The organism is Mesorhizobium sp. ES1-6 (genome assembly GCF_020164775.1).
GTDB lineage: Bacteria > Pseudomonadota > Alphaproteobacteria > Rhizobiales > Rhizobiaceae > Mesorhizobium.
Genome location: NZ_JAIUGU010000002.1, coordinates 473959 through 495882, shown reverse-complemented (window position 1 = coordinate 495882; position 21924 = coordinate 473959). Strand labels below are relative to the sequence as shown.

General features: G+C 62.3%; 22 protein-coding genes. 13 read left to right on the top strand and 9 right to left on the bottom strand.

Annotation, left to right across the window (positions count from 1 at the left end; genetic code table 11):
• Positions 1 to 3: 3 nt before the first annotated feature.
• The 5 genes from dnaA to LB564_RS07020 all read right to left on the bottom strand — a co-directional run bounded on the left by dnaA (position 4) and on the right by LB564_RS07020 (position 5784).
• Positions 4 to 1548: a chromosomal replication initiator protein DnaA gene (dnaA, locus tag LB564_RS07040; RefSeq protein WP_224536136.1), complete on the bottom strand. Its 1545-nt coding sequence runs from the start codon at positions 1546 to 1548 to the stop codon at positions 4 to 6.
• 857 nt (positions 1549 to 2405) lie between these two features.
• Positions 2406 to 2672 carry a 30S ribosomal protein S20 gene (gene rpsT, locus LB564_RS07035; protein ID WP_224536133.1) on the bottom strand — a complete coding sequence of 89 codons (267 nt, stop codon included), beginning with the start codon at positions 2670 to 2672 and terminating at the stop codon, positions 2406 to 2408.
• Between the two features lie 180 nt (positions 2673 to 2852).
• Complete coding sequence (locus tag LB564_RS07030) at positions 2853 to 3626, bottom strand: enoyl-CoA hydratase (RefSeq protein ID WP_224536131.1); 774 nt, start codon at positions 3624 to 3626, stop codon at positions 2853 to 2855.
• 33 nt (positions 3627 to 3659) lie between these two features.
• Entirely contained in the window at positions 3660 to 4550 is an 891-nt protein-coding gene (mutM, locus tag LB564_RS07025) for a bifunctional DNA-formamidopyrimidine glycosylase/DNA-(apurinic or apyrimidinic site) lyase (RefSeq protein WP_224536130.1), read from the bottom strand.
• The gene (locus LB564_RS07020) at positions 4543 to 5784 is read right to left on the bottom strand and encodes a phosphopentomutase (RefSeq protein WP_224536128.1); all 1242 of its coding nucleotides are present in this window, start codon (positions 5782 to 5784) and stop codon (positions 4543 to 4545) included. The genes mutM and LB564_RS07020 overlap by 8 nt, the downstream gene beginning before the upstream one ends.
• 153 nt (positions 5785 to 5937) lie before the next feature.
• On the opposite strand from LB564_RS07020, the gene LB564_RS07015 reads away from it, so the two are divergent.
• A complete protein-coding gene (locus LB564_RS07015; RefSeq protein ID WP_224536126.1) occupies positions 5938 to 6861 on the top strand; it encodes a phosphate/phosphite/phosphonate ABC transporter substrate-binding protein in 924 nt (307 codons plus the stop codon).
• A 5-nt stretch (positions 6862 to 6866) separates the two neighbouring features.
• On the opposite strand, the gene LB564_RS07010 is transcribed toward LB564_RS07015, so the two are convergent.
• The 3 genes from LB564_RS07010 to LB564_RS07000 form a co-directional block, all read right to left on the bottom strand.
• Entirely contained in the window at positions 6867 to 7490 is a 624-nt protein-coding gene (locus LB564_RS07010; RefSeq protein WP_140706593.1) for a TadE/TadG family type IV pilus assembly protein, read from the bottom strand.
• A 40-nt stretch (positions 7491 to 7530) separates the two neighbouring features.
• Positions 7531 to 8112 (bottom strand): TadE/TadG family type IV pilus assembly protein, encoded by a 582-nt coding sequence (locus LB564_RS07005; protein ID WP_140706204.1) that lies wholly within the window; start codon positions 8110 to 8112, stop codon positions 7531 to 7533.
• 140 nt (positions 8113 to 8252) lie between these two features.
• Positions 8253 to 8675, bottom strand: a complete 423-nt coding sequence (locus LB564_RS07000; RefSeq protein WP_140706202.1) for a pilus assembly protein N-terminal domain-containing protein — start codon at positions 8673 to 8675, stop codon at positions 8253 to 8255.
• Between the two features lie 358 nt (positions 8676 to 9033).
• Here LB564_RS07000 and LB564_RS06995 point away from each other — a divergent pair, with 358 nt between their 5' ends.
• From LB564_RS06995 to LB564_RS06955, 9 genes are all read left to right on the top strand, one after another.
• Positions 9034 to 9210: a Flp family type IVb pilin gene (locus LB564_RS06995; protein ID WP_140706200.1), complete on the top strand. Its 177-nt coding sequence runs from the start codon at positions 9034 to 9036 to the stop codon at positions 9208 to 9210.
• A gap of 191 nt (positions 9211 to 9401) precedes the next feature.
• Positions 9402 to 9920: a prepilin peptidase gene (locus LB564_RS06990; protein ID WP_224536125.1), complete on the top strand. Its 519-nt coding sequence runs from the start codon at positions 9402 to 9404 to the stop codon at positions 9918 to 9920.
• Between the two features lie 214 nt (positions 9921 to 10134).
• Positions 10135 to 10950: a Flp pilus assembly protein CpaB gene (gene cpaB, locus LB564_RS06985; RefSeq protein WP_140706197.1), complete on the top strand. Its 816-nt coding sequence runs from the start codon at positions 10135 to 10137 to the stop codon at positions 10948 to 10950.
• Positions 10947 to 12461 (top strand): type II and III secretion system protein family protein, encoded by a 1515-nt coding sequence (locus LB564_RS06980; RefSeq protein ID WP_140706195.1) that lies wholly within the window; start codon positions 10947 to 10949, stop codon positions 12459 to 12461. The genes cpaB and LB564_RS06980 overlap by 4 nt, the downstream gene beginning before the upstream one ends.
• A gap of 14 nt (positions 12462 to 12475) precedes the next feature.
• Positions 12476 to 13207, top strand: a complete 732-nt coding sequence (locus LB564_RS06975) for a CpaD family pilus assembly protein (protein WP_140706193.1) — start codon at positions 12476 to 12478, stop codon at positions 13205 to 13207.
• A 47-nt stretch (positions 13208 to 13254) separates the two neighbouring features.
• Positions 13255 to 14544, top strand: a complete 1290-nt coding sequence (locus LB564_RS06970; protein WP_224536123.1) for a CpaE family protein — start codon at positions 13255 to 13257, stop codon at positions 14542 to 14544.
• A gap of 23 nt (positions 14545 to 14567) precedes the next feature.
• Positions 14568 to 16079, top strand: coding sequence for a CpaF family protein (locus tag LB564_RS06965; RefSeq protein ID WP_140706189.1), 1512 nt, complete (start codon positions 14568 to 14570; stop codon positions 16077 to 16079).
• 29 nt (positions 16080 to 16108) lie between these two features.
• Positions 16109 to 17122 carry a type II secretion system F family protein gene (locus LB564_RS06960; RefSeq protein ID WP_140706187.1) on the top strand — a complete coding sequence of 338 codons (1014 nt, stop codon included), beginning with the start codon at positions 16109 to 16111 and terminating at the stop codon, positions 17120 to 17122.
• A gap of 8 nt (positions 17123 to 17130) precedes the next feature.
• Entirely contained in the window at positions 17131 to 18156 is a 1026-nt protein-coding gene (locus LB564_RS06955) for a type II secretion system F family protein (RefSeq protein WP_224536121.1), read from the top strand.
• A gap of 85 nt (positions 18157 to 18241) precedes the next feature.
• Here the strand turns inward: LB564_RS06955 and LB564_RS06950 are convergent, their stop codons facing one another.
• Positions 18242 to 19072, bottom strand: a complete 831-nt coding sequence (locus LB564_RS06950) for a tetratricopeptide repeat protein (RefSeq protein ID WP_224536119.1) — start codon at positions 19070 to 19072, stop codon at positions 18242 to 18244.
• Between the two features lie 131 nt (positions 19073 to 19203).
• On the opposite strand from LB564_RS06950, the gene LB564_RS06945 reads away from it, so the two are divergent.
• The 3 genes from LB564_RS06945 (at position 19204) to LB564_RS06935 (ending at position 21883) form a co-directional block, all read left to right on the top strand.
• A complete protein-coding gene (locus LB564_RS06945; protein ID WP_224536117.1) occupies positions 19204 to 20568 on the top strand; it encodes a leucyl aminopeptidase family protein in 1365 nt (454 codons plus the stop codon).
• 72 nt (positions 20569 to 20640) lie between these two features.
• Complete coding sequence (locus LB564_RS06940) at positions 20641 to 20991, top strand: MarR family winged helix-turn-helix transcriptional regulator (protein WP_096453375.1); 351 nt, start codon at positions 20641 to 20643, stop codon at positions 20989 to 20991.
• 31 nt (positions 20992 to 21022) lie between these two features.
• Complete coding sequence (locus LB564_RS06935; RefSeq protein ID WP_224536115.1) at positions 21023 to 21883, top strand: NlpC/P60 family protein; 861 nt, start codon at positions 21023 to 21025, stop codon at positions 21881 to 21883.
• The last annotated feature ends 41 nt before the right edge of the window (positions 21884 to 21924 follow it).

Genomic DNA, 21924 nt, shown 5'->3' with positions numbered 1-21924 from the left:
CGGTCAGGCCTGGTCGTTGATCAGCCTTCTCAGCAATTCCAGTTCCTGCGCCAGCGTGTTGTCATTGCCGGAAAGGTCCTCGATCTTGCGCACGGCGTGCAGCACCGTCGTGTGGTCGCGGCCGCCGAAACGGCGCCCGATTTCGGGCAGGGAGCGCGGCGTCATCACCTTCGACAGGTACATGGCGACCTGCCGCGGCTTGACGATGGTGCGCGTGCGCCGATTGGACAGCAATTCCGTCTTCGAGACGTTGTAGTGGCGCGCGACGATGCGCTGGATGTCCTCGATGCGGACCCGCTTCGGCTCGCCCGTGCGATAGATGTGGCCGAGGATCTCGTCGATGCGGTCGATGGTGATCTGCGGCTCGAACGACTGGCGGAACAGGAGCTGGTTGAAGGCGCCTTCCAGTTCACGTCCGCTGCCGGTCACGGTGCGGGCGACGTGGTTGAGGATCTCTTCGGAAATGTCGAGCGATGCATCGTCGATCCTGGCCGTGGCCAGGCGCAGTTTGAGCATGCCGAGCCGCATGGCGAAATCGGGCGCCGACATTTCGAGCGCCACGCCGCCATTGAGGCGCGAACGGACCCGCGGTTCGAGCGATTCCAGTTCCGATGGCGGCCGGTCCGCGGCAACGACGACCTGCTTGGCGCTGTCGAGCAGCATGTTGATCAGATGGCAGAATTCATGCTGGATCGACTTGCCCTGCAGGAACTGCATGTCGTCGATGATCAGGAGGTCGATGTCGCGCAGTTGCTCCTTGAGCGTCAATGCGTTGTTGTCGCGGATCGCGGTGGCGAAGCGCCACATGAAATACTCGGCGGTGAGATAGACGACGCGTGACTTCGGATTCTGCTTCAACGATTCCGCCGCGATGGCCTGCAAGAGGTGCGTCTTGCCGAGCCCGACGGTGGCATGCAGGAAAAGCGGATTGAAGCGCACCGCGCTCGACTGCGATTCCGCCACGGCCTTGGCGGCGGCGAAGGCCACGCGGTTCGAGGGGCCTTCGATGAAGGAGCCGAACGTGTAGCGCGGATCAAGCGGCGATCCCAGCACGTTGTGGCGGAACTCGCTCTCGACCGGCACACCCGGACGCGGCAAGGGTGACCGCTCCACCCTGCCTGGGCTGACCGTGCCGGCGGCCAGTGCCGTCTGCGTCTGCCGCGTCATCTTGCGCGCCGGCGCCAATTCCGGTTCAGGCTGGCTGCGCCCTTGGCGGGTCGCCGTGCGCACGACGATCTCGATCTTGAGAAGCTCGGGATCCTCGTGCTTCCACAGCTCGGAAATGAGATCGTGATAATGGCCGTTGATCCACGAGCGCAGGAACGCGGTGGGCACGGAGATGCGGACAATGCCCTTGGACGCTTCCGCGACCTTCATGCGTCCGAACCAGCTGGAATAGACTTCGGTTCCCAGGCGCGCCTTCAACTGGGCCTTGACCCGGTCGAATTTCTGTTCCGCGTCGCTGGAGACCGCCATCTCGTTTGCTCCGATCAAAGTTCCAGGAAATGGGAGGTCGCCCGTAAGCTCCCTTTCGATGCCGCTCTGCATGATCGAGTTCCTTGCCTTTCTGTACCTGTTTTTCGCTGGGGATGCGCCTCCTGCATCCTTTTTCCAGCGATCGTGTCTTCGCCACGATGCCCGTTGCCGCCGCCGGCAATGAACACCGCCCACTATCCAAGGGAAACCGGTGCCGGCCCATGGAAGCCAGTCCGCGTTGGGTATGTCAGGGCAATACAACACCGTCCGGCGAAAGAGCGCCGGCGCGCCGTCCTACCTGCCATGTCTAGTTACGCCAGTCCCCTACCGTATCGAAAAAGAGCAAACCATACCCGTTCGCGGACTTGATCCACGTCGCAAATCCCGCCAATTTAAGCTGGCCGCGTAAGGCTGGGTTAAGGGCCAGAGGCCCGTCCCTTTCGATAGATCGACATTACCGAAATCGCTGTGGATAGGGCAAGGCCACGTCTAACCAATTTTTAAGGAATCTGGTTACCTCGGGCCGGTTGGAGCGCCATGCCGCAGCGGCATATTTTGACAAAGCCATTGTGATTCAAACCCTTTTCCGACGAATATGAAAAAGCCGGACCGGCGCGAAATTTTCTGAAATAATTCTCTTGACAGCCAGTTGTCCTCCCGTCCCCTCGGCGCGTTGTGGACAAGTTGTGGATGACTATCGCTAAGCATATGAAAAATATTGGTTATTTCTGCGGGGCGGGATTCTTTCAGGCGACGCTTTTCAAGCGTGCCGACCATCCGCGGGCATGCATGTGCCGGCAAAGCATTTCGAAGTCTGGAATCTGCATTTGCAGCTGCTTGCGGCTATTCTTTTTAAGTACTTGCCGGCAAACGAAAAAACCCGGCGCGATCGGCCGGGCTTCAAAGAAGACAAGTCTAGAAAGGCGATGTCAGGCCGACAGCACCTTGAGGCGCTGGGCGAGGCGCGACACCTTGCGGGATGCCGTGTTCTTGTGGATCACGCCCTTGGTCGCGGCGCGCATCAATTCCGGCTCGGCGGCCTTGAAGGCTGCCTGCGCGGCGTCCTTGTCGCCCGAGGCGAGTGCCTCCTCGACCTGGCGGACATAGGTGCGCACGCGCGAGCGGCGGTTCTTGTTGATCGCCGCGCGGCGGGCGATCTTGCGCGTTGCCTTTTTGGCCGAGGATGTGTTGGCCATGATGCCTCTCTTCTGATCTGGTCGGCGCACGCGGCGTGCCGCAGGGCGCAAAAAACAAACGGGCAGCCACGGGGCCGCCTCGGTTGGTGCGGCTTATAGTTCAGCTTTTCCGGCGCGTCAACGCCGCCTGGCGTTCTTTTTGGCCGACGCCACGGGTTTCGGGCGCCGGCCCGCAATGCGCTACCGGTTGATGAAATTCGGCTTCCGTTTTTCGGCGAAGGCCGCCATCCCTTCTTTCTGGTCCTCGAGCGCGAAAAGCGAGTGGAACAGGCGGCGTTCGAAGCGCAATCCTTCGGACAGCGTCGTCTCATAGGCCCGGTTGACCGCTTCCTTGGTCATCATCACCGAGGGCAGCGAGAAGTCGGCGATCCTGGTCGCCGCCTTGACGGCCTCCTCGATCAGTTCGCCGGCAGGCACGACCCGCGATACCAGGCCCGATCGTTCGGCTTCGGCGGCATCCATCATCCGTCCGGTCAGGCACATGTCCATCGCCTTCGATTTGCCGACGAACCGGGTCAGGCGTTGCGACCCGCCCATGCCGGGAATGACGCCGAGCGTGATCTCGGGCTGGCCGAATTTGGCCGTGTCGGCGGCAATGATGAAATCGCACATCATGGCCAGTTCGCAGCCGCCGCCGAGCGCATAACCGGCTACCGCCGCGATGACAGGCTTTCGGGTCCGCGTCAGTTCTTCCCAACCGACGAAGAAGTCCTGCACATAGGCATCCACATAGGAGATTGCCTGCATCTCCTTGATATCGGCGCCGGCGGCGAAAGCCTTATCGGAGCCGGTGATGACCATCGCGCCGATGCCGGCGTCGTCGCTGAAATCCTTCGCCGCCGCCACCACCTCGGCCATGACCCGCGAATTGAGGGCGTTGAGCGCCTTTGGCCGGTTCAGCGTGATGAGGCCGACCTTGCCGCGCCTCTCGGTGATGATCGTCTCATGGGCCATTGGCTGCTTCTCCTTGCTCGACCCCGGTCTAGCTCAGCTCTGACACGTCCGGCAATAGAAGGTCGAGCGTCCGCTCTGCACGATTCGCTCGACATGGCCGCCGCAGCCGGGCTTTGGGCAAGGCTCACCCTCGCGGTCGTAGACGGCGAAGGAATGCTGGAAATAACCCAGCGATCCGTCGGTGTGCACATAGTCGCGCAGCGAAGACCCGCCGGCCGCTATGGCATCCGCAATGACCGAGCGGATCGCCGAGGCGAGACGTTCGCTTTGCTCCCTGGCCTTCTTGCCTGGCCTGGCGATGGTGCCTGCCTCGCGCAGCGGTGACAGGCCGGCACGCCAGAGCGCCTCCGAGACATATATATTGCCCAGGCCGGCGATCAGCCTCTGGTCGAGAAGTGCTGCCTTGAGCGGCGATCTGCGGCCCTTCAGCAGCGAGGCAAGCAGAGTGCCGTCCAGCACATTGCCGGTGGGCTCGACGCCCAGGCCGGCGAGCATCGGATGCGTTTCCGGCGGCTCTTGCGCAAACAGCATGAAACCGAAGCGGCGCGGATCGTTGAAGATGACGCGGGACCGCGCGCCCGTCGCGGAAACGACATGGAACACGACATGATCGTGCGCCGCGCTCTTCGAGCGCTCATGGTGGAACACGCCCGGTGTTTCGCTGTCGTCGCCGGTCTCGATGCGAAACGAGCCCGACATGCCGAGATGGCAGATCAGCACCGGACCATCCTGCGTATGCATGGTCAGATATTTGGCCCGGCGGCCAAGCGCCGTGATCGTCCTGCCCGTCAGTTGCTCCGAAAACCGTTCGGGGAAGGGGAAGCGCAGATCCGGCCGTCTCATCTCGACCTTGGCCAGATGGGCACCTTCCAGGACCGGCTGCAGGCCGCGCCGGACGGTTTCCACTTCGGGCAGTTCAGGCATGGCCGCCGATCGTCGCATGGAAGGACGTGCCGTTGCGGCCGCGCGCCAGCGAGAGGTGCTCGGCAACGGTCTCGCCGATATCGGCGAATGTCGCCCTCAGCCCTATGTCGCCGCCTTTGAGGCCGGGCCCGGTGCCGATCACCGGAATGCGTTCGCGCGTATGATCGGTGCCGCGCCAGGTCGGATCGTTGCCGTGATCGGCGGTCAGGATGAGAAGATCGCCCTGCTTCAGCTTCGCGAACGCCTCGGGCAGCCTCCGGTCGAAGGTCTCGAGCGCGGCGGCATAGCCGGCGACGTCGCGGCGATGGCCGAATTCGGTATCGAAATCGACGAAATTGGCAAAGACGAGATCGCCGTCCTCGGCCTCGTCCATCGCAACGAGCGCCTGATCGAACATGGCCATGTTGCCTGGGGCCTTGCGCACTTGCGAAATTCCGCGATGGGCGAAGATGTCGCCGATCTTGCCGACGGCGATGACGCGGCTGCCGCGCCCCGTCAGCCGGTCGAGCAATGTCGGCTCGGGTGGCGGCACGGCATAGTCGCGGCGGTTGTAGGTCCGCTCGAAGGTGGCCGATGTCTCACCGACGAACGGACGCGCGATCACCCGTCCGATTCTCAATGGGTCGACCAGCCGGCGCACCACCTGGCAGAATTCATAGAGCCGCTCCAGGCCGAAATGGGCCTCATGCGCGGCGATTTGCAGGACGGAATCGACCGACGTGTAGCAAATCGGCTTGCCGGTGCGGATGTGTTCCTCGCCGAACCGTTCGATGATCTCGGTACCCGGCGCATGGCAATTGCCGAGGATGCCCGGCACCTTGCCCTCGCGGATGATCGCCTCGGTCAGGTCGGCCGGGAAGGCGGGAACCGTGTCCGGGAAGTAACCCCAGTCGAAGCGTACCGGCAGGCCTGCGATCTCCCAGTGGCCGGAAGGCGTGTCCTTGCCGCTCGAAATCTCCTGCGCCGCGCCATGGAATGCATTGGCGAGCAGGTCCGTCCCGAAATGCGTAAAACCCAGTCCTGTCGCCGTCTCGGCCGCCTTGCCAAGTCCCAGCGATGCCATGTGGGGGACGAACAGTGGTCCTTGACGAAGCCCTTCGCGATCCGCGCGCCCTTCCGCGCAAGCTTCGGCGATGTGCGCCAGCGTGTTGGCGCCGGCGTCGCCATAGCGTTCGGCGTCGGCCGCGCCGCCTATGCCGAAGGAATCCAGGACAAAGAGAAAAGCACGCGCCATCGGGTCATTTGTTGCCAGTGTGGACGCCCAGACATAGGGTTCCACGGCGGCCTTGGCAATTCGGAAACCAAACGGCGGTACAGGCACAAAGATCAAGGGTCGCGACGAGTTGGGCATGGCCAGGGGCGAAACAAAGGGCAAGGCGATCCTGTCATGAAAGCTTCGCTCAAGGCGTGGACTGCCGTCATGGCTTTGACCGGCGCGTTCTGGTGTGGACCGGCCTGGGCGGACTGGCGCGATGACATCGGCACATTTCGCATCGGCATCGTCGCCGAGCCCGGCGCGGGCAACACCGTTCCGGGGCTAGCCGTATTGACCCACGCCTTTACCAATGCGCTCGGCATGAAGGTCGAATTCGTCGTAGCCCGCGACTACGCGGCACTCATTGAGGGACAGGCCAATGCGCGGATCGAATACGCCATCTATTCGGCGACCGCCTACGCCACGGCATTGCAACGCTGCGGATGCATCGAGCCGCTCGTGGCTCCGGTCGATGCCGACGGCGCGGCCGGTATTCGCTCCGTATTGCTGACCAGGGACGGCAAACTGCCCGGCCTGGCTGACATCGAGACCCGCCGGATCGCCATGGCGCCGCCGGACAGCGTCGGCGGTTCGCTTCTGCCCTTGGCCGGGTTGGCCGCCGAACACGTCGGAATCGCGGAGGATGCACCGTTTCTGGTCCATGCCCCCTCGGCATCGGCGGCCGAAACCATGCTCGTCAACGGTGGGGCCGACGCCATGTTCGGCTGGGTGAAGGCAGCGGCCGACGGCCAGCCGCGGCTGCCCGGGGGCACCCAGGCAAGGCTCGAGGCATCAGGCCTCTCGGCGTCGGCGCTTCAGGTCGTGTGGATGTCGGGTCTGCTGAGATACGGTCCCCACGCAGTGCGCAGCGATCTCGATCCGGAAGCCAAGCGCCGGCTGACCGTGTTCCTCACCAACCTCAAATCGACGACGCCGGATATCTACGACCTTCTGGAATCGAAGCATGGCGGCGGCTTCATGCCCGTGGTTCCCAAGGACTACGCGGCGGCGGAGGCCATCGTGCGGATGGTGTCGGTCGAGGGTGGGCGGCAATAAGTCCCTCAGCAGTCGCTGCAAGGGATCGTGACGCTTCTGCGGGGACGCAGGTAATAGGTTTCGCTCATTGTCATGCCTTTGGCGAGCGTCTCGACAAACCCGAGCTTCTGTTGACTGTCGGTCGTCCAACTGACGATCGGCTTGTAGGCAAGGGTGCTGTCGACGCGGACGAGGAATGTCCCGGCAACCTTGAGCGCTGTCGGAACCGTGGTAGCGGTGCCGGCGGTGGCTCCGACGCTGTAGGTGCCGTTGACCACCTTGCGCGACCACACCACGTTCACCTTTGGCGTGGCATCGGTGGTGATCTGTATGGCCGTGATGGTGATGTCCGGCACCGAGCGGCTATAGGGTTGAAGGGTCAACGTGCCGATCTTCATGATGGCATCGAGGTCCGCCTTGGCGATGGTCGGCTGTTGCGTGACGAGATCGGCGACCATGCTGCCGATGCGGCTGACCTTCTTGCTCGTCTCGATGGCCTGTGAGGCCTCCATGGTCATGAAATACATGATCAGCAGGATCGGCGCTATGAGCGCGAACTCGACCGCCGCGACACCACGGCGATTGGACCAGAACCGGACTGATCTGCCCCAGAGCCCTGCAGTTCCCAGATGTGCCCCCGCACGCATCATGCTCATTGCCTTTTTTCTTGTTGTTGCTTCCGTGATGATTTCAATTGTCGAACGGCTCGTTCTGCCAGGTCACCGAAGCGAAATGCAGGGTCTTGTTGCCTCCCATCGACTGCGCCATCAGGTTGGTCATGATGGGCCATTTGTAGAAAACCCTCAGCATGTTCCTCGACTCCGCCGCACCCCACGTGACGGCAAAGGGAACATCGGAGCCGCTCTTCGTCAGCTGGATGTTACCCCCCTGAATCCTGAAGCCGGCCAGGGCGGCGTCGGCGAATGTCGTGTATTGGCGAAGATCGACGCTCAACTGATTGGGACAATCCTGGGAGACGATGATTTCCAGCTTGTTGCAGATCATGTTCTTCAAATTGTCTCCGGCGACGTCGGTTGCCGTCAACTGCCCGGTGCGCAGCCGCCGCGCGACATCGTCGGTGATGTTGGCCATCACCTCCTGGCTGGCAAACGAGATGCAGCTCTCGAGGATGGCGAATACGAGAAGCGCGAACGGCATCGCGAGCAGCGCGAACTCCAGCGCCGTGGCGCCGCGCCGGTCGCGCACGAAGCGTCTGAAAGACCTGGCGCGCTCCACCTTGCACTGATCTGTCGAGCCGAATTCCATGCTCATGCGATGTTCCTGCCATCCTGGACGGTGCTGACAGATGCACTACCGCAAACCAATTGAGGTCCGGTTTGAATGATCGTTAAAGTCGGCGCGGGTGTCTTAACCCGGCGGTAACCGGGGGCGATGGCGCGCTCCGGTGCCGCCTATTTGCTGACGCTCATCTCGGCTTCGGACGATTTCTCCGCGTCGCTCTTATAGGAGCTTTCGCAATAGGGCGTGCACGACATGGTCTGGACATCCGCGCGCCGGTAAATGCGAACCGACGAGGCTGCCTGGCGGACCACGGTAACCTGTGCGTCGACGATCGGGCTACCCTCCTGGTCGAGAACGACGAGATTGGTGACACCAAAACCCTTGCCGGTGAGCACGATCGTCGAGGCATCCTGGACGGAAGCGTCGGCGATTGCCGGGTTGCCCACGACGATCGTGTCGGCGGCGCGCGACAGTTTCACGATCTTGGCTTGATTCATCGTGACCTCGATGTCGGCGCCAGCCCTGGCGGGCGTGATCAAGCTGGCGGCGCCAAGAAGCGCGGCTATCAGGATTGAGGATCTCGGCACGGCCATCAAGGCGCTCCACGCAAGCGGACTGTTCAACGGAACATGAACGAGATTGGTGAACCAACGGTTAAGTCGGCTCGCCGGCGCCCGGTATAGCGGCCGGCAAGGCTGCCCGCATGAGCGGATCCGAGCAGGTGTGGCAAGCGTACCCAAGCCCTTGCCTTTTGCGGCATTGACTTGTGATAAAGTATGTTAGCCAGCGCTTAGCGTGGAGTTAACCACGCACTCGGTTCGAGCCGGGAAAGGAATCGGTAAGGCTGTTTATTAAGCCGATCGAAAGAGCTTCTCCCTAGGTTGGCAGCATCCGATCAACCATCGCAGAAGTTGACGGAAGTGCTGTAACACGTGGAGTAGGAGCTCTCGAATGTCTAATCTTTTTGCACGCTTCGTGAAGGACGAATCCGGCGCGACCGCTATCGAATATGGTCTGATCGCCGCTCTCATCGCGCTCGCCATCATCACCGGTGCCGGCTTGCTCGGCAATGCCATCAACAACAGGTTCGTTGTTATCGCCAACAGCTTGAATAGCTCTGGCAGCTGATCTGCCTATTGCTGATCGCTTCAATCGCGTTTGAACAGGGGCCGCCATGTAGCGGCCCCTGTTTATGTTGGCGCCGTCTATGCCGGCATGTCGTGGCGCCGCAAAAAACTGTTGGCTTTTCGCGACCCCCTCATCAATCGTTAATCGCGCCAGCCTAGGTTGGATGCCGAGGAATTCGGAAACTATCGCCGATGCTTGAGGCCCTGATCTTCGTCGTCTTCCCTTTCTGCATGCTTTTTGCGGCGATCTCCGACATGCTGTCGATGACGATCGCCAATCGCGTGTCGGTGTTGCTTGTCGTCGTCTTCGCGCTGGTGGCGCCGCTGACGGGCATGGAGTGGGCGGCCTATGGCGGACATTTTGCCGCCGGCGCCATCGTCCTGGCCGTGACGTTCGGGCTGTTTGCCCTGGGTGGCATGGGCGGTGGCGACGCCAAGCTGCTGGCCGCGACCGCCGTATGGATGGGCCTTAACGTGCATCTCGTCCAATATCTTGTCATCTCGACGCTCATCGGCGGCCTCCTGACAATCGCGATCCTGATTTATCGGAAATCGCCGCTGGCGCTTTTCACCGGGCGCAATCCATTCCTGCGTCATTTCGCGGAAGAGTCAGCCGGTGTTCCCTATGGGATAGCGCTCGGCCTGGGTGGGCTGCTGACCTACCCCGATTCCCCTCTGATGGTGTGGGCGCTGGCAAGGCTGGCAAGCTGACACGACTACTATCCGCTATCCATCGACGCCGTTGATGCCCGGCCTCGAAAGGAGCCGGACAGAACGTTTTGACGCCATCGTCTATCCATCGTTCTAATTTATGTAAACCTTAAATTAATCACGATCGTAAGCATTACATTAACCTTGTTTTGACGATTGCCGCTGCAAAGTCCGGCTTGGCTACGTGGTTTGCCAAGGGCGAGGGTTCGGACAGATGCCAGCATCCCGATTGATTATTCTGAGCGTGGCGGTGGCCGCGGCGGGTGGTGCTGGCTATGTGGCGAAGAACATGGTCGCCGCCCCGCCGCCACAGATCGTCGTCGATTCCGGACCCCAAGCCCCCGCCGTGGCCTTGCAGGACGTGCTCGTGCTCTCGGGCGATGTCGCGATGGGCACCGCACTCGAGAACAACATCGCCTGGCAATCCTGGCCGGCTGACGGCATCAACGCGAATTTCATCACCAAGGCCACCGCTCCCGACGCTTTGGAGAAACTGAAGGGGTCGGTCGCCCGCGTGGCGATGTACGCGGGCGAGCCTGTCCGGCGCTCCAAGCTGATCGGAGAGGGACAAAGCTTCATGTCGTCCATCCTGCCTTCCGGCATGCGGGCGGTCGCAACGACAATATCGGCGGACACCTCGGCCGGCGGCTTCATCCTTCCAAACGATTTCGTCGACGTCATCATGACCCGCAGGGCCGATGCCAGCAGCGGCGGCGGCGGCTTCAGCACCGAGACCATCCTGAAGAATATCCGCGTCCTGGCAATCGACCAGACCATCCAGGAAGACGAGGAAGGCAAGAAGACCAGGGTGGGCCAGACTGCCACGCTGGAGCTGACGCCCAAGCAGGCGGAGATCATCACCGTTGCCCAGCAGATGGCGGATCGCCTGACGCTGGCGCTGCGGGCGATCACGGACACCCAGGAAAAGAATGTGGGCGAGGCCGACTATCTCGTTTCCGGCAATGGCCGCCGGGGAACGGTGAGGCTGATCAAGTCGGGCGAAGTCTCCGAAGTAGGAGCGAGGAAATGAGGCTAAGCGCTAAACTGCCGGCAATCGTCGCCATGGCATTCGGCCTGCTGCTTGTCGGAGCGAATGTGCAGGGCGTCGAGGCGAAGAGCACGCAGGTGTCGGCAACGACAGCCACCCAGCGCGTCAAGCTTGGCCTCAACAAGTCTGTGGTCATAGACCTGCCGAGTGATGCCTACGACATTCTTGTCGCCAATCCCTCCGTTGCCGACGCCGTGACCCGCACCGCAAGGCGTATCTATCTCTTTGGCAAATCGGTCGGCGAGACCAACATCTTCGTCTTCGGGCCGAACGGCGAACAGATCGCCAGCCTGGACCTGGCCATCGAGCGCGACGTCGCCGGCCTTGAGGATTATATCAGGCGCTTCCTTCCGACATCGGCCGTCAAGGTTGAACTGCTGAATGACAACGTGGTTCTGACCGGCACTGTCGATACCCCCTTGGATGCCAAGCGTGCCGAACAGCTGGCAAATATGTTTGTGTCCGGCGGTGAAGCGACGACGGGACAATATTCGCAGACGGCTGCCGGCGGCTCGGCCCAGAGCGGTGTCGACATCAACAACCCGGACCAGGAGCGCCGCGTCAGCCAGATCGTCAATCTGCTGCAGATCATCGGGGACGACCAGGTCACGCTGAAGGTGACGGTGGCTGAAGTCAGTCGCTCCGTCATGAAACAGCTCGGCGTCAACATGATCGGCAGCGGCGGCAGCAACGGCATCAGCTACGGCGCGCTCAGTGACCCTTTCATGGGCCTCGGCAAGCCGCTCTCGAACGCGGGCTTGAGTCTCAGCTCGTCGGGGCTGCAAGCGTATATCAACGCAATGGAGCAGTCCGGGGTCATGAAGACCTTGGCCGAGCCGACCTTGACCGCCGTGTCCGGTGAGAAGGCAACCTTCAAGGTCGGCGGTGAATACAATATGGTGAGCGGGGTCTCGGCCAATGTGTCCACTGACAATCAGACCGGTCTCAAGAACTATAGTATTGACAAGATCGAGTACGGCATTGGCCTGGAATTCCAGCCGGTGGTTCTGTCGCCCGGCCGCATAAGCCTGAAAGTCAGAACTTCGGTTTCCGAACCGACAACCGAGGGCTCCGTGTCCGCCTCCACGGACAATCAGAGCATTGGTATGAATGCTTTGTCACTACGCAAACGCCTTGCCGACACCACGGTTGAACTGCCCTCGGGCGGCTCCATGATGATCGCCGGCCTGGTTCGCGACGATGTCAGGCAAGCCGTCAACGGCTTGCCTGGCTTGACAAAGATCCCAGTACTCGGCGCGCTCTTCCGCAGCAGGGATTTCGTGCGCAACGAGACCGAACTCGTCATCATCATCACACCCTATCTGGTGAAGCCGGTGGCGCGCAATGATCTGGCCAAGCCGGACGACAATTTCAACCCTCCGAGCGACGGCGCCGGCATGTTCCTTGGGCGTGTCAATCGCGTCTACGGCACCATGCAGACCGACAGGCCCAACGGCCGTTATCACGGCGTTGTCGGCTTCATCTACAAGTGAACGGGAAAGCGGACATGTCTCAGTCAGCATTGAAGGCAAGGACCATGGCGATGCGCTCCGGCCGTTCCAGGACAAGCCTGCGGGCCTTTCCGATCATGGCGGTGGCGCTGTCGGCTCTGCTGGCCGGTTGTGCCCAGCGCGACAGCGTTACCGTCGGCGCCATCCCGGATGACTATCGCACCAATCATCCGATCGTCATCGCGGAGAAGAACCAGAAGATCGATCTTCCCGTCGGCGCCGGCGACCGCGGCATGACCGGCTCGCAGCGCGACACGCTTTTGGGTTTCCTCGACGGCTATGACAAGAGCGCCGCTGCGACATTGACGATCCAGATTCCAAGCGGATCGGCCAACGAGGTCGCAGCGACGGCGGCCGGCCGCGATTTCGCTCGGCTCGCGGCCGCCTCGGGCATCAAACGTTCCCGGATCGTCGTGACTTCCTATCAGGCTGGGTCGAGCGAGGCATCAGCCCCGGTTCGCGTGTCCTATATCGCGGTGAGGGCGCAGACCGATAAATGTGGACGCTGGCCCGCTGACCTGGTGGAGACGTCTGAGAACAAACACTACGCCGATTTCGGCTGCTCCTATCAGAACAATCTTGCCGCCCAGATGGCCAATCCGGCCGATCTTCTCGGACCGCGCAAGTCCACCACTATTGATGCGGCAAATCGCAGCAACGCCATCGGTGTCTACCAGGACAGAGGCATTTCGGACGAATTCCTCGGCAGCTCGGATGTGACTTACTAAGCCGCCCCCGGAAAGAAGCGACGTCAGGAACAGGCCACGGAAAGAGCATGACCATGAGCAACCTTGCCTATGACGCCACCGTGGAAGGCGGTGATACCTCGCCGCAGGACGTCGCCGCGATGCAGGCGTTGCGGCCGGTTCCGCGCATTTCGATCCAGGCATTCTGCGAGACCGAGGGTGTTGCCAATCCGGTCCAGCGCGCCGGCGAAGACCGCCGCATGACCAAGGCCCATCTCAAGGTCCATATGGGCGGCGTACCCACGGCGATCGAGTTCTACCAGTCGGCTCCGACACCGAACCTGATCCTGCTGGAATCGCGCAGCGAACCCAAGCAATTGCTGGAGCAGCTCGCCCAGCTTTCGGAATATTGCGATCCATCCTCGAAAGTGGTGGTGATCGGTCACTACAACGATGTTGGCCTCTATCGCGAACTTATCCGCTCCGGCATCTCCGAATATGTCATCGCGCCGGTGTCGATGGCGGACGTCGTCAGCGTCGTCTCGTCGATCTTCGTCGACCCGGAAGCCGAACCGCTCGGCCGCTCGATCGCCTTCGTCGGCGCCAAGGGCGGCGTCGGGTCTTCCACCATCGCCCACAATGTCGCCTGGGCAATGTCCTCCCTGTTCAAATCCGAGGTCGTCGTCGCCGACCTCGATCTCGCCTTCGGGACCGCCAACATCAATTTCGACCAGGATCCGGCCCAGGGCATCGCCGAGGCGGTGTTTTCGCCCGAGCGCATCGACGAGGTCTATCTTGACCGGCTGCTGACCCAATGCGCCGAGCACCTGTCGCTGCTCGCGGCACCCTCGACGCTGGAGCGCGTCTACGACTTCGATCCCGATGCCTTCGCGCAGCTTGTCGACACCGCGCAGCGCAGCGTGCCGCTGCTCGTGCTCGATGTCCCGCATATCTGGACGGGATGGGCCAAGAACACGCTGGTCAAGGCCGACGAGATCGTCATCACGGCGACGCCGGAACTGGCCAATCTGCGCAACACCAAGAATCTGATCGACATGCTCAAGCGGCTTCGCCCGAATGACCCGCCGCCCAAATTGATCATCAACCAGGCCGGCGTACCCAAGCGGCCGGAAATCTCACCATCCGATTTCGCCGAACCGCTTGGCCTGACACCGATGTCGGTCATCGGCTTTGATCCCGTGCTGTTCGGCAATGCCGCCAACAACGGGCGCATGCTGGGCGAGATGGATGCCAAGAACGCGGTTGTGGCCACGATCAACGAGATTGCTCACGTGCTGACCGGCCGCAGCGAAATCAGGGCGAAGAAAAAGGCCGGCCTGGGCAGTCTGCTCGGCAAGCTCTCGCGCAACAAGAAATGACGTAATGGGGTCGGTAGTCGGTCATGTTCGGTAAAAGAGGCAACGACGACGGCAACCGGTTCAAGCCGGAATTTCGCCAGCCGGCACCTGCGCCGACACCGGCCGCGCCGGCCGTCGCGGTGTCGGCGGACACAGCGGTTCTTGCCCGGCCGGCGACAACGCCGCAGCCAAGCGCACCTGTCCCGCCGCCGGCCAGGCGCGCGGTCGAGGCGCCACCCATGGCGCCGGAACCGCGGAGAGGCCGCGAGAAGAGCGAAACCTATTACGACACCAAGAGCCAGGTTTTCTCGGCTCTCATCGATACGATCGACCTGTCGCAGCTCGCCAAGCTCGATCCCGAAAGCGCGCGCGAGGAAATCCGCGACATCGTCAACGACATCATCGCGATCAAGAACTTCGCGATGTCGATCGCCGAACAGGAAGAACTGCTCGAGGACATCTGCAATGACGTGCTTGGCTATGGACCGCTCGAGCCCTTGCTCGCGCGCGACGACATCGCCGATATCATGGTCAACGGGTCCAAGAACGTCTACATCGAAGTCAACGGCAAGGTCGAGCAGACCGGCATCCGCTTCCGCGACAACCAGCAACTGCTCAACATCTGCCAGCGCATCGTCAGCCAGGTCGGCCGCCGCGTCGACGAATCCAGCCCGATCTGCGACGCCCGTCTTCCCGACGGGTCGCGCGTCAACGTCATCGCGCCGCCGCTGGCCATCGACGGCACCGCGCTCACCATCCGCAAGTTCAAGAAAGACAAGCTGACGCTCGATCAGCTGGTCAAATTTGGCGCCATCTCCCCGCAGGGAGCCGAAGTTCTCAAGATCATCGGCCGTGTCCGCTGCAATATCGTCATTTCGGGCGGCACCGGCTCGGGCAAGACGACATTGCTCAACTGCCTGACCAACTATATCGACCGTGATGAGCGCATCATCACCTGTGAGGACTCGGCCGAACTGCAACTGCAGCAGCCGCATGTCGTGCGCCTGGAAACGCGTCCGCCCAACCTTGAGGGCGAGGGCGAGGTGACGATGCGCGATCTGGTCAAGAACTGCCTGCGCATGCGGCCCGAGCGCATTATCGTCGGCGAAGTGCGCGGACCCGAGGTCTTCGACCTTTTGCAGGCGATGAACACCGGCCATGACGGCTCGATGGGAACGATCCACTCCAACAGCCCGCGCGAATGCCTGAACCGTATCGAATCCATGATCGCCATGGGCGGCTATTCGCTGCCGCAGCGAACCGTGCGTGAAATCGTCGTAGGCTCCATCGACGTGATCATCCAGGCGGCACGTCTGCGCGATGGATCGCGCCGCATCACCCATATCACCGAAGTGCTCGGGATGGAGGGCGACGTCATCATCACCCAGGATATCGTCCTCTACAACATCAAGGGCGAGGACGCCAACGGCCGGCTGCTGGGAGAACACGTCTCGACCGGCATCGGCCGGCCGCATTTCTGGGAGCGGGCACGCTACTATGGCGAGGAGCAGCGCCTCGCCATAGCGCTCGAAGCCATGGAGAAACGCGCTGACTGATGTACTCGCGGGCGTGAAGGTTCTGGTCGATGTTTGGAATTGACGGCACCGTATTGGCGTTTGTCGTGCTCGCCGGCTTCAGCGCCGGCGCGGTCGCCTATGCATTCCTGTTCAACCAGATCAGCAACGAGAAACAGGCCGGCAAGCGGCTGGAGACGATAAAGGCCGCCGAGACGGACCGTTCCATCGTCAAGGCCACCCGCGACCGGGCTGCGGATGCCGCCAAGCGCCGTAAATCGGTGCAGGATTCCCTGAAGGACCTCGACGAGAAGCAGAAGACCAAGGATAGCGCTGTCAAGAAGCCGCCGCTGAAAGCCCAGCTTCGCCAGGCTGGAATGAAGGTCCCGATCGAGCGTTTCTATATTTATTCGGCCATATGCGGCCTCGCGCTGACAGTCGCAGCCTTCATGGCCGGCGCGCCGATGATCGTCTTGCCCGGTGTGCTGCTCGCCGGAGCCCTCGGCCTGCCGCGTTGGTTCGTCTCTTTTCGTCGTACCCGCCGCGTCAAGGCATTCCTCAACGAATTTCCCAACGCCCTCGACATCATCGTGCGGGCGGTCAAGTCCGGCCTGCCGCTGAACGACGCCGTGCGCCTGATCGCCAATGAATCCCCTGAGCCGGTGAAGACCGAGTTTCGCCGGATCGTCGATTCGCAGCAGATGGGCCTGTCGATCCCCGACGCGACCTTGCGCATGCCCGAAACCATGCCATGCACCGAGGCGAGTTTCTTCGGCATCGTCATCCAGATCCAGTCTCAGGCCGGCGGCAATCTCTCCGAGGCGCTGGGCAACCTTTCGCGTGTTTTGCGCGACCGCAAGAAGATGAAAGCCAAGGTCGCGGCACTGTCGATGGAGGCCAAAGCATCGGCCGCCATCATCGGCGCCTTGCCTTTCATCGTCGCCTTTCTCGTCTATCTCTCCAGTCCCAACTATTTGATGCCGCTGTTCGTGACCAGCGTCGGCCATTTGATACTCGGTTTCTCCGCCGTCTGGATGTTGATCGGCATCTTCGTGATGCGCAAGATGATGAACTTTGAAGTCTAGGGCGCGGCATGACCGAACAAGTCATAAAATCACTGACGGACCCCAGCTTCCTGATTGCGCTGCTGGTTGCTATCGCCGTGTTCGCGACCGTCTTTACGCTGCTGCCGGTGCTTGGCGGAAACCAGCTCAAGTCGCGAATGAAATCGGTCGCGCTGGAGCGTGACGAGCTTCGCGCCAAGCAGCGCGCCCGGCTTGTGACCGAGGCCGATCGCCGCCGCAAGGGTCTGCGCGAGCAACAGTCGGTCGGCATGCGCAATATTGTCGACCGGCTCGACCTGCGGCGTGCATTGGCCGACGAGGCCACCTTGCAAAAGCTCAAGGTTGCCGGCTTTCGGGGGCAGAATCCGCTGACGCGGTTTCTGTTCTTCCGTCTGGTGCTTCCTTTTGCCGGCTTCGCGCTCGGTCTCGTTTATATTTTCGTGCTCGGGGGATTGCCCGACAAGCCATTGGTCATCCGGCTGTTCGTCTGCGTCCTGGTTGCCTATGGCGGCTTCTACGCGCCGGTCCTCTACGTCAACAACCGCGCGACCAAGCGCAAGCAGTCGATCCAGATGGCATGGCCGGATGCGCTCGACCTGCTGCTGATCTGCGTGGAATCCGGCATGTCGGTGGAAGCGGCGCTGCGCAAGGTCGCCGACGAGATCGGCGCGCAATCGGTGGCCCTGGCGGAGGAATTCATCCTCACCAATGCCGAGCTCTCCTATCTGCAGGAACGCAAGCAGGCTTACGAGAACCTGGCCAGCCGCACGGGGCTGGAATCGGTCAAGTCGGTGTCGCAGGCGCTCGTCCAGGCCGAGCGCTACGGTACGCCGGTGGCGCACGCGTTGCGCGTGCTTGCCGCGGAAAGCCGCGACATGCGCATGAACGCCGCCGAGAAAAAGGCTGCCGCCCTGCCGCCCAAGCTCACCGTGCCGATGATCCTGTTTTTCCTGCCGGTGCTGTTCGCCATCATTCTGGGGCCGGCGGGCATCCAGGTCAGCCAGCGCGGCATCTTTGGCGATCATTCCAGCTCGGGCGCGTCGACCAGCCAGTAGACCGACATGGAAATCCGTCCGCGGAAACAAATAGCCGCGCTGCAACCGAGCGCGGCTTTTTACGATTCGCGGTACGCTGCGGCGATCAGTTGGTGGCTGTTTTCGCCGGTTTGGCCTTGTCCTGATCCTTGAGCTGGCTCCAGGCGTTCTGCTGGGCCAGCATCTGCCTGAGATAGGCGACGTTGGCCTGTGCCTGTTCGGGCGAAAGTTCCTGCGAGGCGATCTTCTCGGCTTCGTCGAAACGGCCCTGCAACCCGACGACGAGCGCCAGGTTCTGACGCACCCGGCTGTCGGCACTCGGCTGCTGGGCGGCAGAGCGCATATAGGTCTCGGCGGTGCGCAGATCCCCTTCCAGCACATAGGACATGCCCAGATTGGAAAGGATCGAAGGCTCGTTGGGCTTGAGTTCGAGGGCCTTGCGGTAGAGCTGGCGCGCCTCGTCCTTCTGGCCGATCTGATCGAGTATAGCCGCCTCCGCCGACACCAGCCTCCAGTCGGGATATTCCGGCGTCTGTGCGCGGCGCACCGCATCGAGCGCCGGCTCGAACTGGCCGTTGGCGGCCAGCGCCTTGCCATAAGAGGCCAGTACGTCGCGGTCCTTGGGATAGGCGATCGCCAGCTTGCGCATCACGGCGAGCGACTGGTCGGCATCTCCGTCCATCTGCAGCGCCGCCGCGAAGTTGGTCGCGATTCGCTTGTCGGTGGGGTTTCTGGCGTAGGACTGGCCGAGAGCGGCGGTGGCGTTGTGCAATTCTCCCGCCGACATCGTCTCCAGCGGCTTGCCGCTGGTGCGGCCAATCGAGCCGGTGGTGAGTTTGTCGGTCGCGCAGCCCGTGACGCCTGCCGCGAGCGCCAACGCCAAAGCCGTGGTTACGAGCCGCTTTCCCCTGACAGTGATCGTGCGGTTGATCGGCATTGGCACCGGCCTCCATTCATGCGCGTGGCCATTTGCGTGGCCATCTTCCCTCCCGCAGAAATATTCTGTTAACCCTAACGGACAGTTAAGAAACGCCGACTCGGGCTTGGGCTCGGCACGGAGAACATCGAATGCCTGTCGAACTCGTCGAGAAGAAATCGGATGGTGCGTTGCCGGTCTATTTCGTGGGCCGTGACGGCCTGGAGGCAGCGGGCCTTGCGCCATCCACCATTGCGTGGGCCAGGGCCAACGGATTTTCCGGTGAATCAGGCAGGACGCTGGCCGTGCCCGGCGAACACGGCGCGCTTGCCGGCGCGCTGTTTGGCATTGGCGACGGAGAGGGCGCGCTTGCTCTCGGCGTGTTGTCGAAGACCCTGCCTGAAGGCGACTGGCACTTCGCCTCGCCGCCCGCCGAGCCGGAACTGGCGGCGATCGCGCTGGCGCTCGGCGGCTATGTCTTTACCCGCTACGGCAAGAAGCCGGGCAAGGCGCTGCGCTTCGAATTGCCGGCCGGCGTCGATGCGCGGCGCGTTCGCCGCGTCGCCGATGGCGTCTTCCTGACGCGCGACCTGGTCAACACGCCGACCAGCGACATGGGGCCGGACGATCTGGAACGAGCCGTGCGGACCCTGGCCGAGGCGCACAAGGCCGAGGTATCGGTGATCAAGGGCGACGATCTCCTCGAACAGAATTTCCCGATGATCCACGCCGTCGGCCGCGCCTCGTCCGATGCGCCGCGTCTGATCGACCTGACATGGGGGCAGCAGGGCGCGCCGAAGGTGACGCTGGTCGGCAAGGGTGTCTGCTTCGACACGGGCGGCCTCGATATCAAGCCGTCATCGGGCATGCTGTTGATGAAGAAGGACATGGGCGGCGCGGCCAATGTGCTGGGTCTCGCATCCATGATCATGGCTGCCGGGCTGAATGTAAGGCTGCGCGTGCTGATCCCCGCAGTCGAGAATTCGATCGCCGGCAACGCCTTCCGCCCCGGCGACGTGCTGGCGAGCCGCAAGGGTATCTCGGTCGAGATCGGCAACACGGACGCTGAAGGACGGCTGGTTCTGGGCGATGCGTTGGCGCTTGCGGACGAAGAGGAACCGCGGCTTCTGATCGACATGGCGACGCTGACCGGAGCCGCCCGCATCGCGCTCGGCCCCGACCTGCCGCCCTTCTACACCGGGGATGAGGCGCTGGCCTCGGATCTCGCGGCAGCAGCGCTGGCGGTAGAGGATCCGCTGTGGCGCATGCCGCTGTGGCGCCCTTACGAGGCGAAACTGACGTCGAAGATCGCCGACATCAACAATGTCACATCAGATGGTTTCGCCGGGTCGATCACGGCGGCGCTCTTCCTCAAGCGCTTTGTCGAAAAGACGGCGGGCTGGGCGCATTTCGACATCTTCGCCTGGAATCCAGCCGATCGTCCGCATGGCCCCGCCGGTGGCGAAGCCCAGGGTATCAGGGCTTTGGAGCAGGTGATTTCGAGACGTTTCGGCTGAGACCTGCCAATGGAGCCGGCAAATCGCCTAAACTGAAACGGAACCGAAACAATTTGCCCTCATGCTGGCGCGATGTCGATTGCCATGCGCCCGAGCCAGGCCTTGCGACTGTGGCAGCAAGTGATGCTGTCGCAGGTGCGCGACGACGCGCCCGACCTGACCATGCGCCAGACGGCGATCCTGTTTACAATCTATCTCGATCCGCCACCACACACCGTGCGCGGGCTTGCCGCTCGCCTCAACGTCACCAAGCCGGTCATCACGCGCGCGCTCGACACGATGGGGGCGCTGAAACTGGTGTCGCGCCATCGCGACGAGCTCGACAAGCGCAATGTTCTGATCAAGCGCACCGTCGAAGGCGCGCTCTTTGTCGAGCGCTTCGGCGATGGTATCATCGCCAAGGCCCACGAACTGCCGATCTGACTGTAGTGCCCATTCAACAGGGTTGCCGATTTTGACCGTCCACGACGCACGTCTTCATGCCTTCCGCTCCGATCTCGCCGATGCCAGGTTGAAAGGAGAGGTCGCCGCCGACCGCTTCGTCGCTGGTCGGCCGGCGCGCATTTCGGTCCCGGTGTCCGATATCCGCAAGGCGCCGAAGACGGATTCTGGCGTCAACACGCAAGCCTTGTTCGGCGACGACGTCCTGGTTTTCGAGGATAGAGAAGGCTGGGCCTGGATCCAGGCCGAGCGCGACGGCTATGTCGGCTACGTCGCCGAAGCCATGTTGGGCACGCGCGACCATGCGCCAACCCATATCGTCTCGGTGCCGCGCACGTTCCTCTATCCCGGTCCCGATCTGCGCTTTCCGATCGCCGGGCAACTGTCGATGGGATCGACCGTAACGGTGACGGGTGCCGCCGAAACGCGCGGCACGCACTATGCCGTCCTGCCTTCCGGCGAGGCCATCATCGCTGGCCATCTGCGGCCTGTCGGCGAAGTGGCCGGCGACTATGTCTCCGTCGCCGAGATGTTTCTCGGCACGCCCTATCTGTGGGGTGGCGTTTCCGGCTTCGGCATCGATTGCTCCGGCCTGGTGCAACTGGCCATGCGCATGGCCGGCCTGCAGGTGCTGCGCGATTCCGACATGCAGGCCGCTTCCGTCGGCGAGCCGCTCGCACCGGGCCCTGATTTTTCGGGGTTGCAACGTGGTGACCTCGTGTTCTGGAAAGGTCACGTCGCCATCATGACCGACGCGGAAACCATGATCCATGCCAACGGCCACACCATGCTGGTCTCGCGCGAAGAGCTGAAGGAAGCGGTCGCCCGCATCGGTTATCTCTATGGCGGCCCGACAGGGTTCCGGCGGCCGTAAGGCTTTTCGATCCCCTTTTGTTCCGATTCTGCTTGGCGATT

Excerpts from the sequence above, each read along its gene's own strand:
- dnaA (WP_224536136.1), bottom strand. The coding sequence starts at position 1,548 with ATGCAGAGCGGCATCGAAAGGGAGCTTACGGGCGACCTCCCATTTCCT.
- rpsT (WP_224536133.1), bottom strand. The coding sequence starts at position 2,672 with ATGGCCAACACATCCTCGGCCAAAAAGGCAACGCGCAAGATCGCCCGC.
- LB564_RS07030 (WP_224536131.1), bottom strand. The coding sequence starts at position 3,626 with ATGGCCCATGAGACGATCATCACCGAGAGGCGCGGCAAGGTCGGCCTC.
- mutM (WP_224536130.1), bottom strand. The coding sequence starts at position 4,550 with ATGCCTGAACTGCCCGAAGTGGAAACCGTCCGGCGCGGCCTGCAGCCG.
- LB564_RS07020 (WP_224536128.1), bottom strand. The coding sequence starts at position 5,784 with ATGGCGCGTGCTTTTCTCTTTGTCCTGGATTCCTTCGGCATAGGCGGC.
- LB564_RS07015 (WP_224536126.1), top strand. The coding sequence starts at position 5,938 with ATGAAAGCTTCGCTCAAGGCGTGGACTGCCGTCATGGCTTTGACCGGC.
- LB564_RS07010 (WP_140706593.1), bottom strand. The coding sequence starts at position 7,490 with ATGATGCGTGCGGGGGCACATCTGGGAACTGCAGGGCTCTGGGGCAGA.
- LB564_RS07005 (WP_140706204.1), bottom strand. The coding sequence starts at position 8,112 with ATGAGCATGGAATTCGGCTCGACAGATCAGTGCAAGGTGGAGCGCGCC.
- LB564_RS07000 (WP_140706202.1), bottom strand. The coding sequence starts at position 8,675 with ATGGCCGTGCCGAGATCCTCAATCCTGATAGCCGCGCTTCTTGGCGCC.
- LB564_RS06995 (WP_140706200.1), top strand. The coding sequence starts at position 9,034 with ATGTCTAATCTTTTTGCACGCTTCGTGAAGGACGAATCCGGCGCGACC.
- LB564_RS06990 (WP_224536125.1), top strand. The coding sequence starts at position 9,402 with ATGCTTGAGGCCCTGATCTTCGTCGTCTTCCCTTTCTGCATGCTTTTT.
- cpaB (WP_140706197.1), top strand. The coding sequence starts at position 10,135 with ATGCCAGCATCCCGATTGATTATTCTGAGCGTGGCGGTGGCCGCGGCG.
- LB564_RS06980 (WP_140706195.1), top strand. The coding sequence starts at position 10,947 with ATGAGGCTAAGCGCTAAACTGCCGGCAATCGTCGCCATGGCATTCGGC.
- LB564_RS06975 (WP_140706193.1), top strand. The coding sequence starts at position 12,476 with ATGTCTCAGTCAGCATTGAAGGCAAGGACCATGGCGATGCGCTCCGGC.
- LB564_RS06970 (WP_224536123.1), top strand. The coding sequence starts at position 13,255 with ATGACCATGAGCAACCTTGCCTATGACGCCACCGTGGAAGGCGGTGAT.
- LB564_RS06965 (WP_140706189.1), top strand. The coding sequence starts at position 14,568 with ATGTTCGGTAAAAGAGGCAACGACGACGGCAACCGGTTCAAGCCGGAA.
- LB564_RS06960 (WP_140706187.1), top strand. The coding sequence starts at position 16,109 with ATGTTTGGAATTGACGGCACCGTATTGGCGTTTGTCGTGCTCGCCGGC.
- LB564_RS06955 (WP_224536121.1), top strand. The coding sequence starts at position 17,131 with ATGACCGAACAAGTCATAAAATCACTGACGGACCCCAGCTTCCTGATT.
- LB564_RS06950 (WP_224536119.1), bottom strand. The coding sequence starts at position 19,072 with ATGCCGATCAACCGCACGATCACTGTCAGGGGAAAGCGGCTCGTAACC.
- LB564_RS06945 (WP_224536117.1), top strand. The coding sequence starts at position 19,204 with ATGCCTGTCGAACTCGTCGAGAAGAAATCGGATGGTGCGTTGCCGGTC.
- LB564_RS06940 (WP_096453375.1), top strand. The coding sequence starts at position 20,641 with ATGTCGATTGCCATGCGCCCGAGCCAGGCCTTGCGACTGTGGCAGCAA.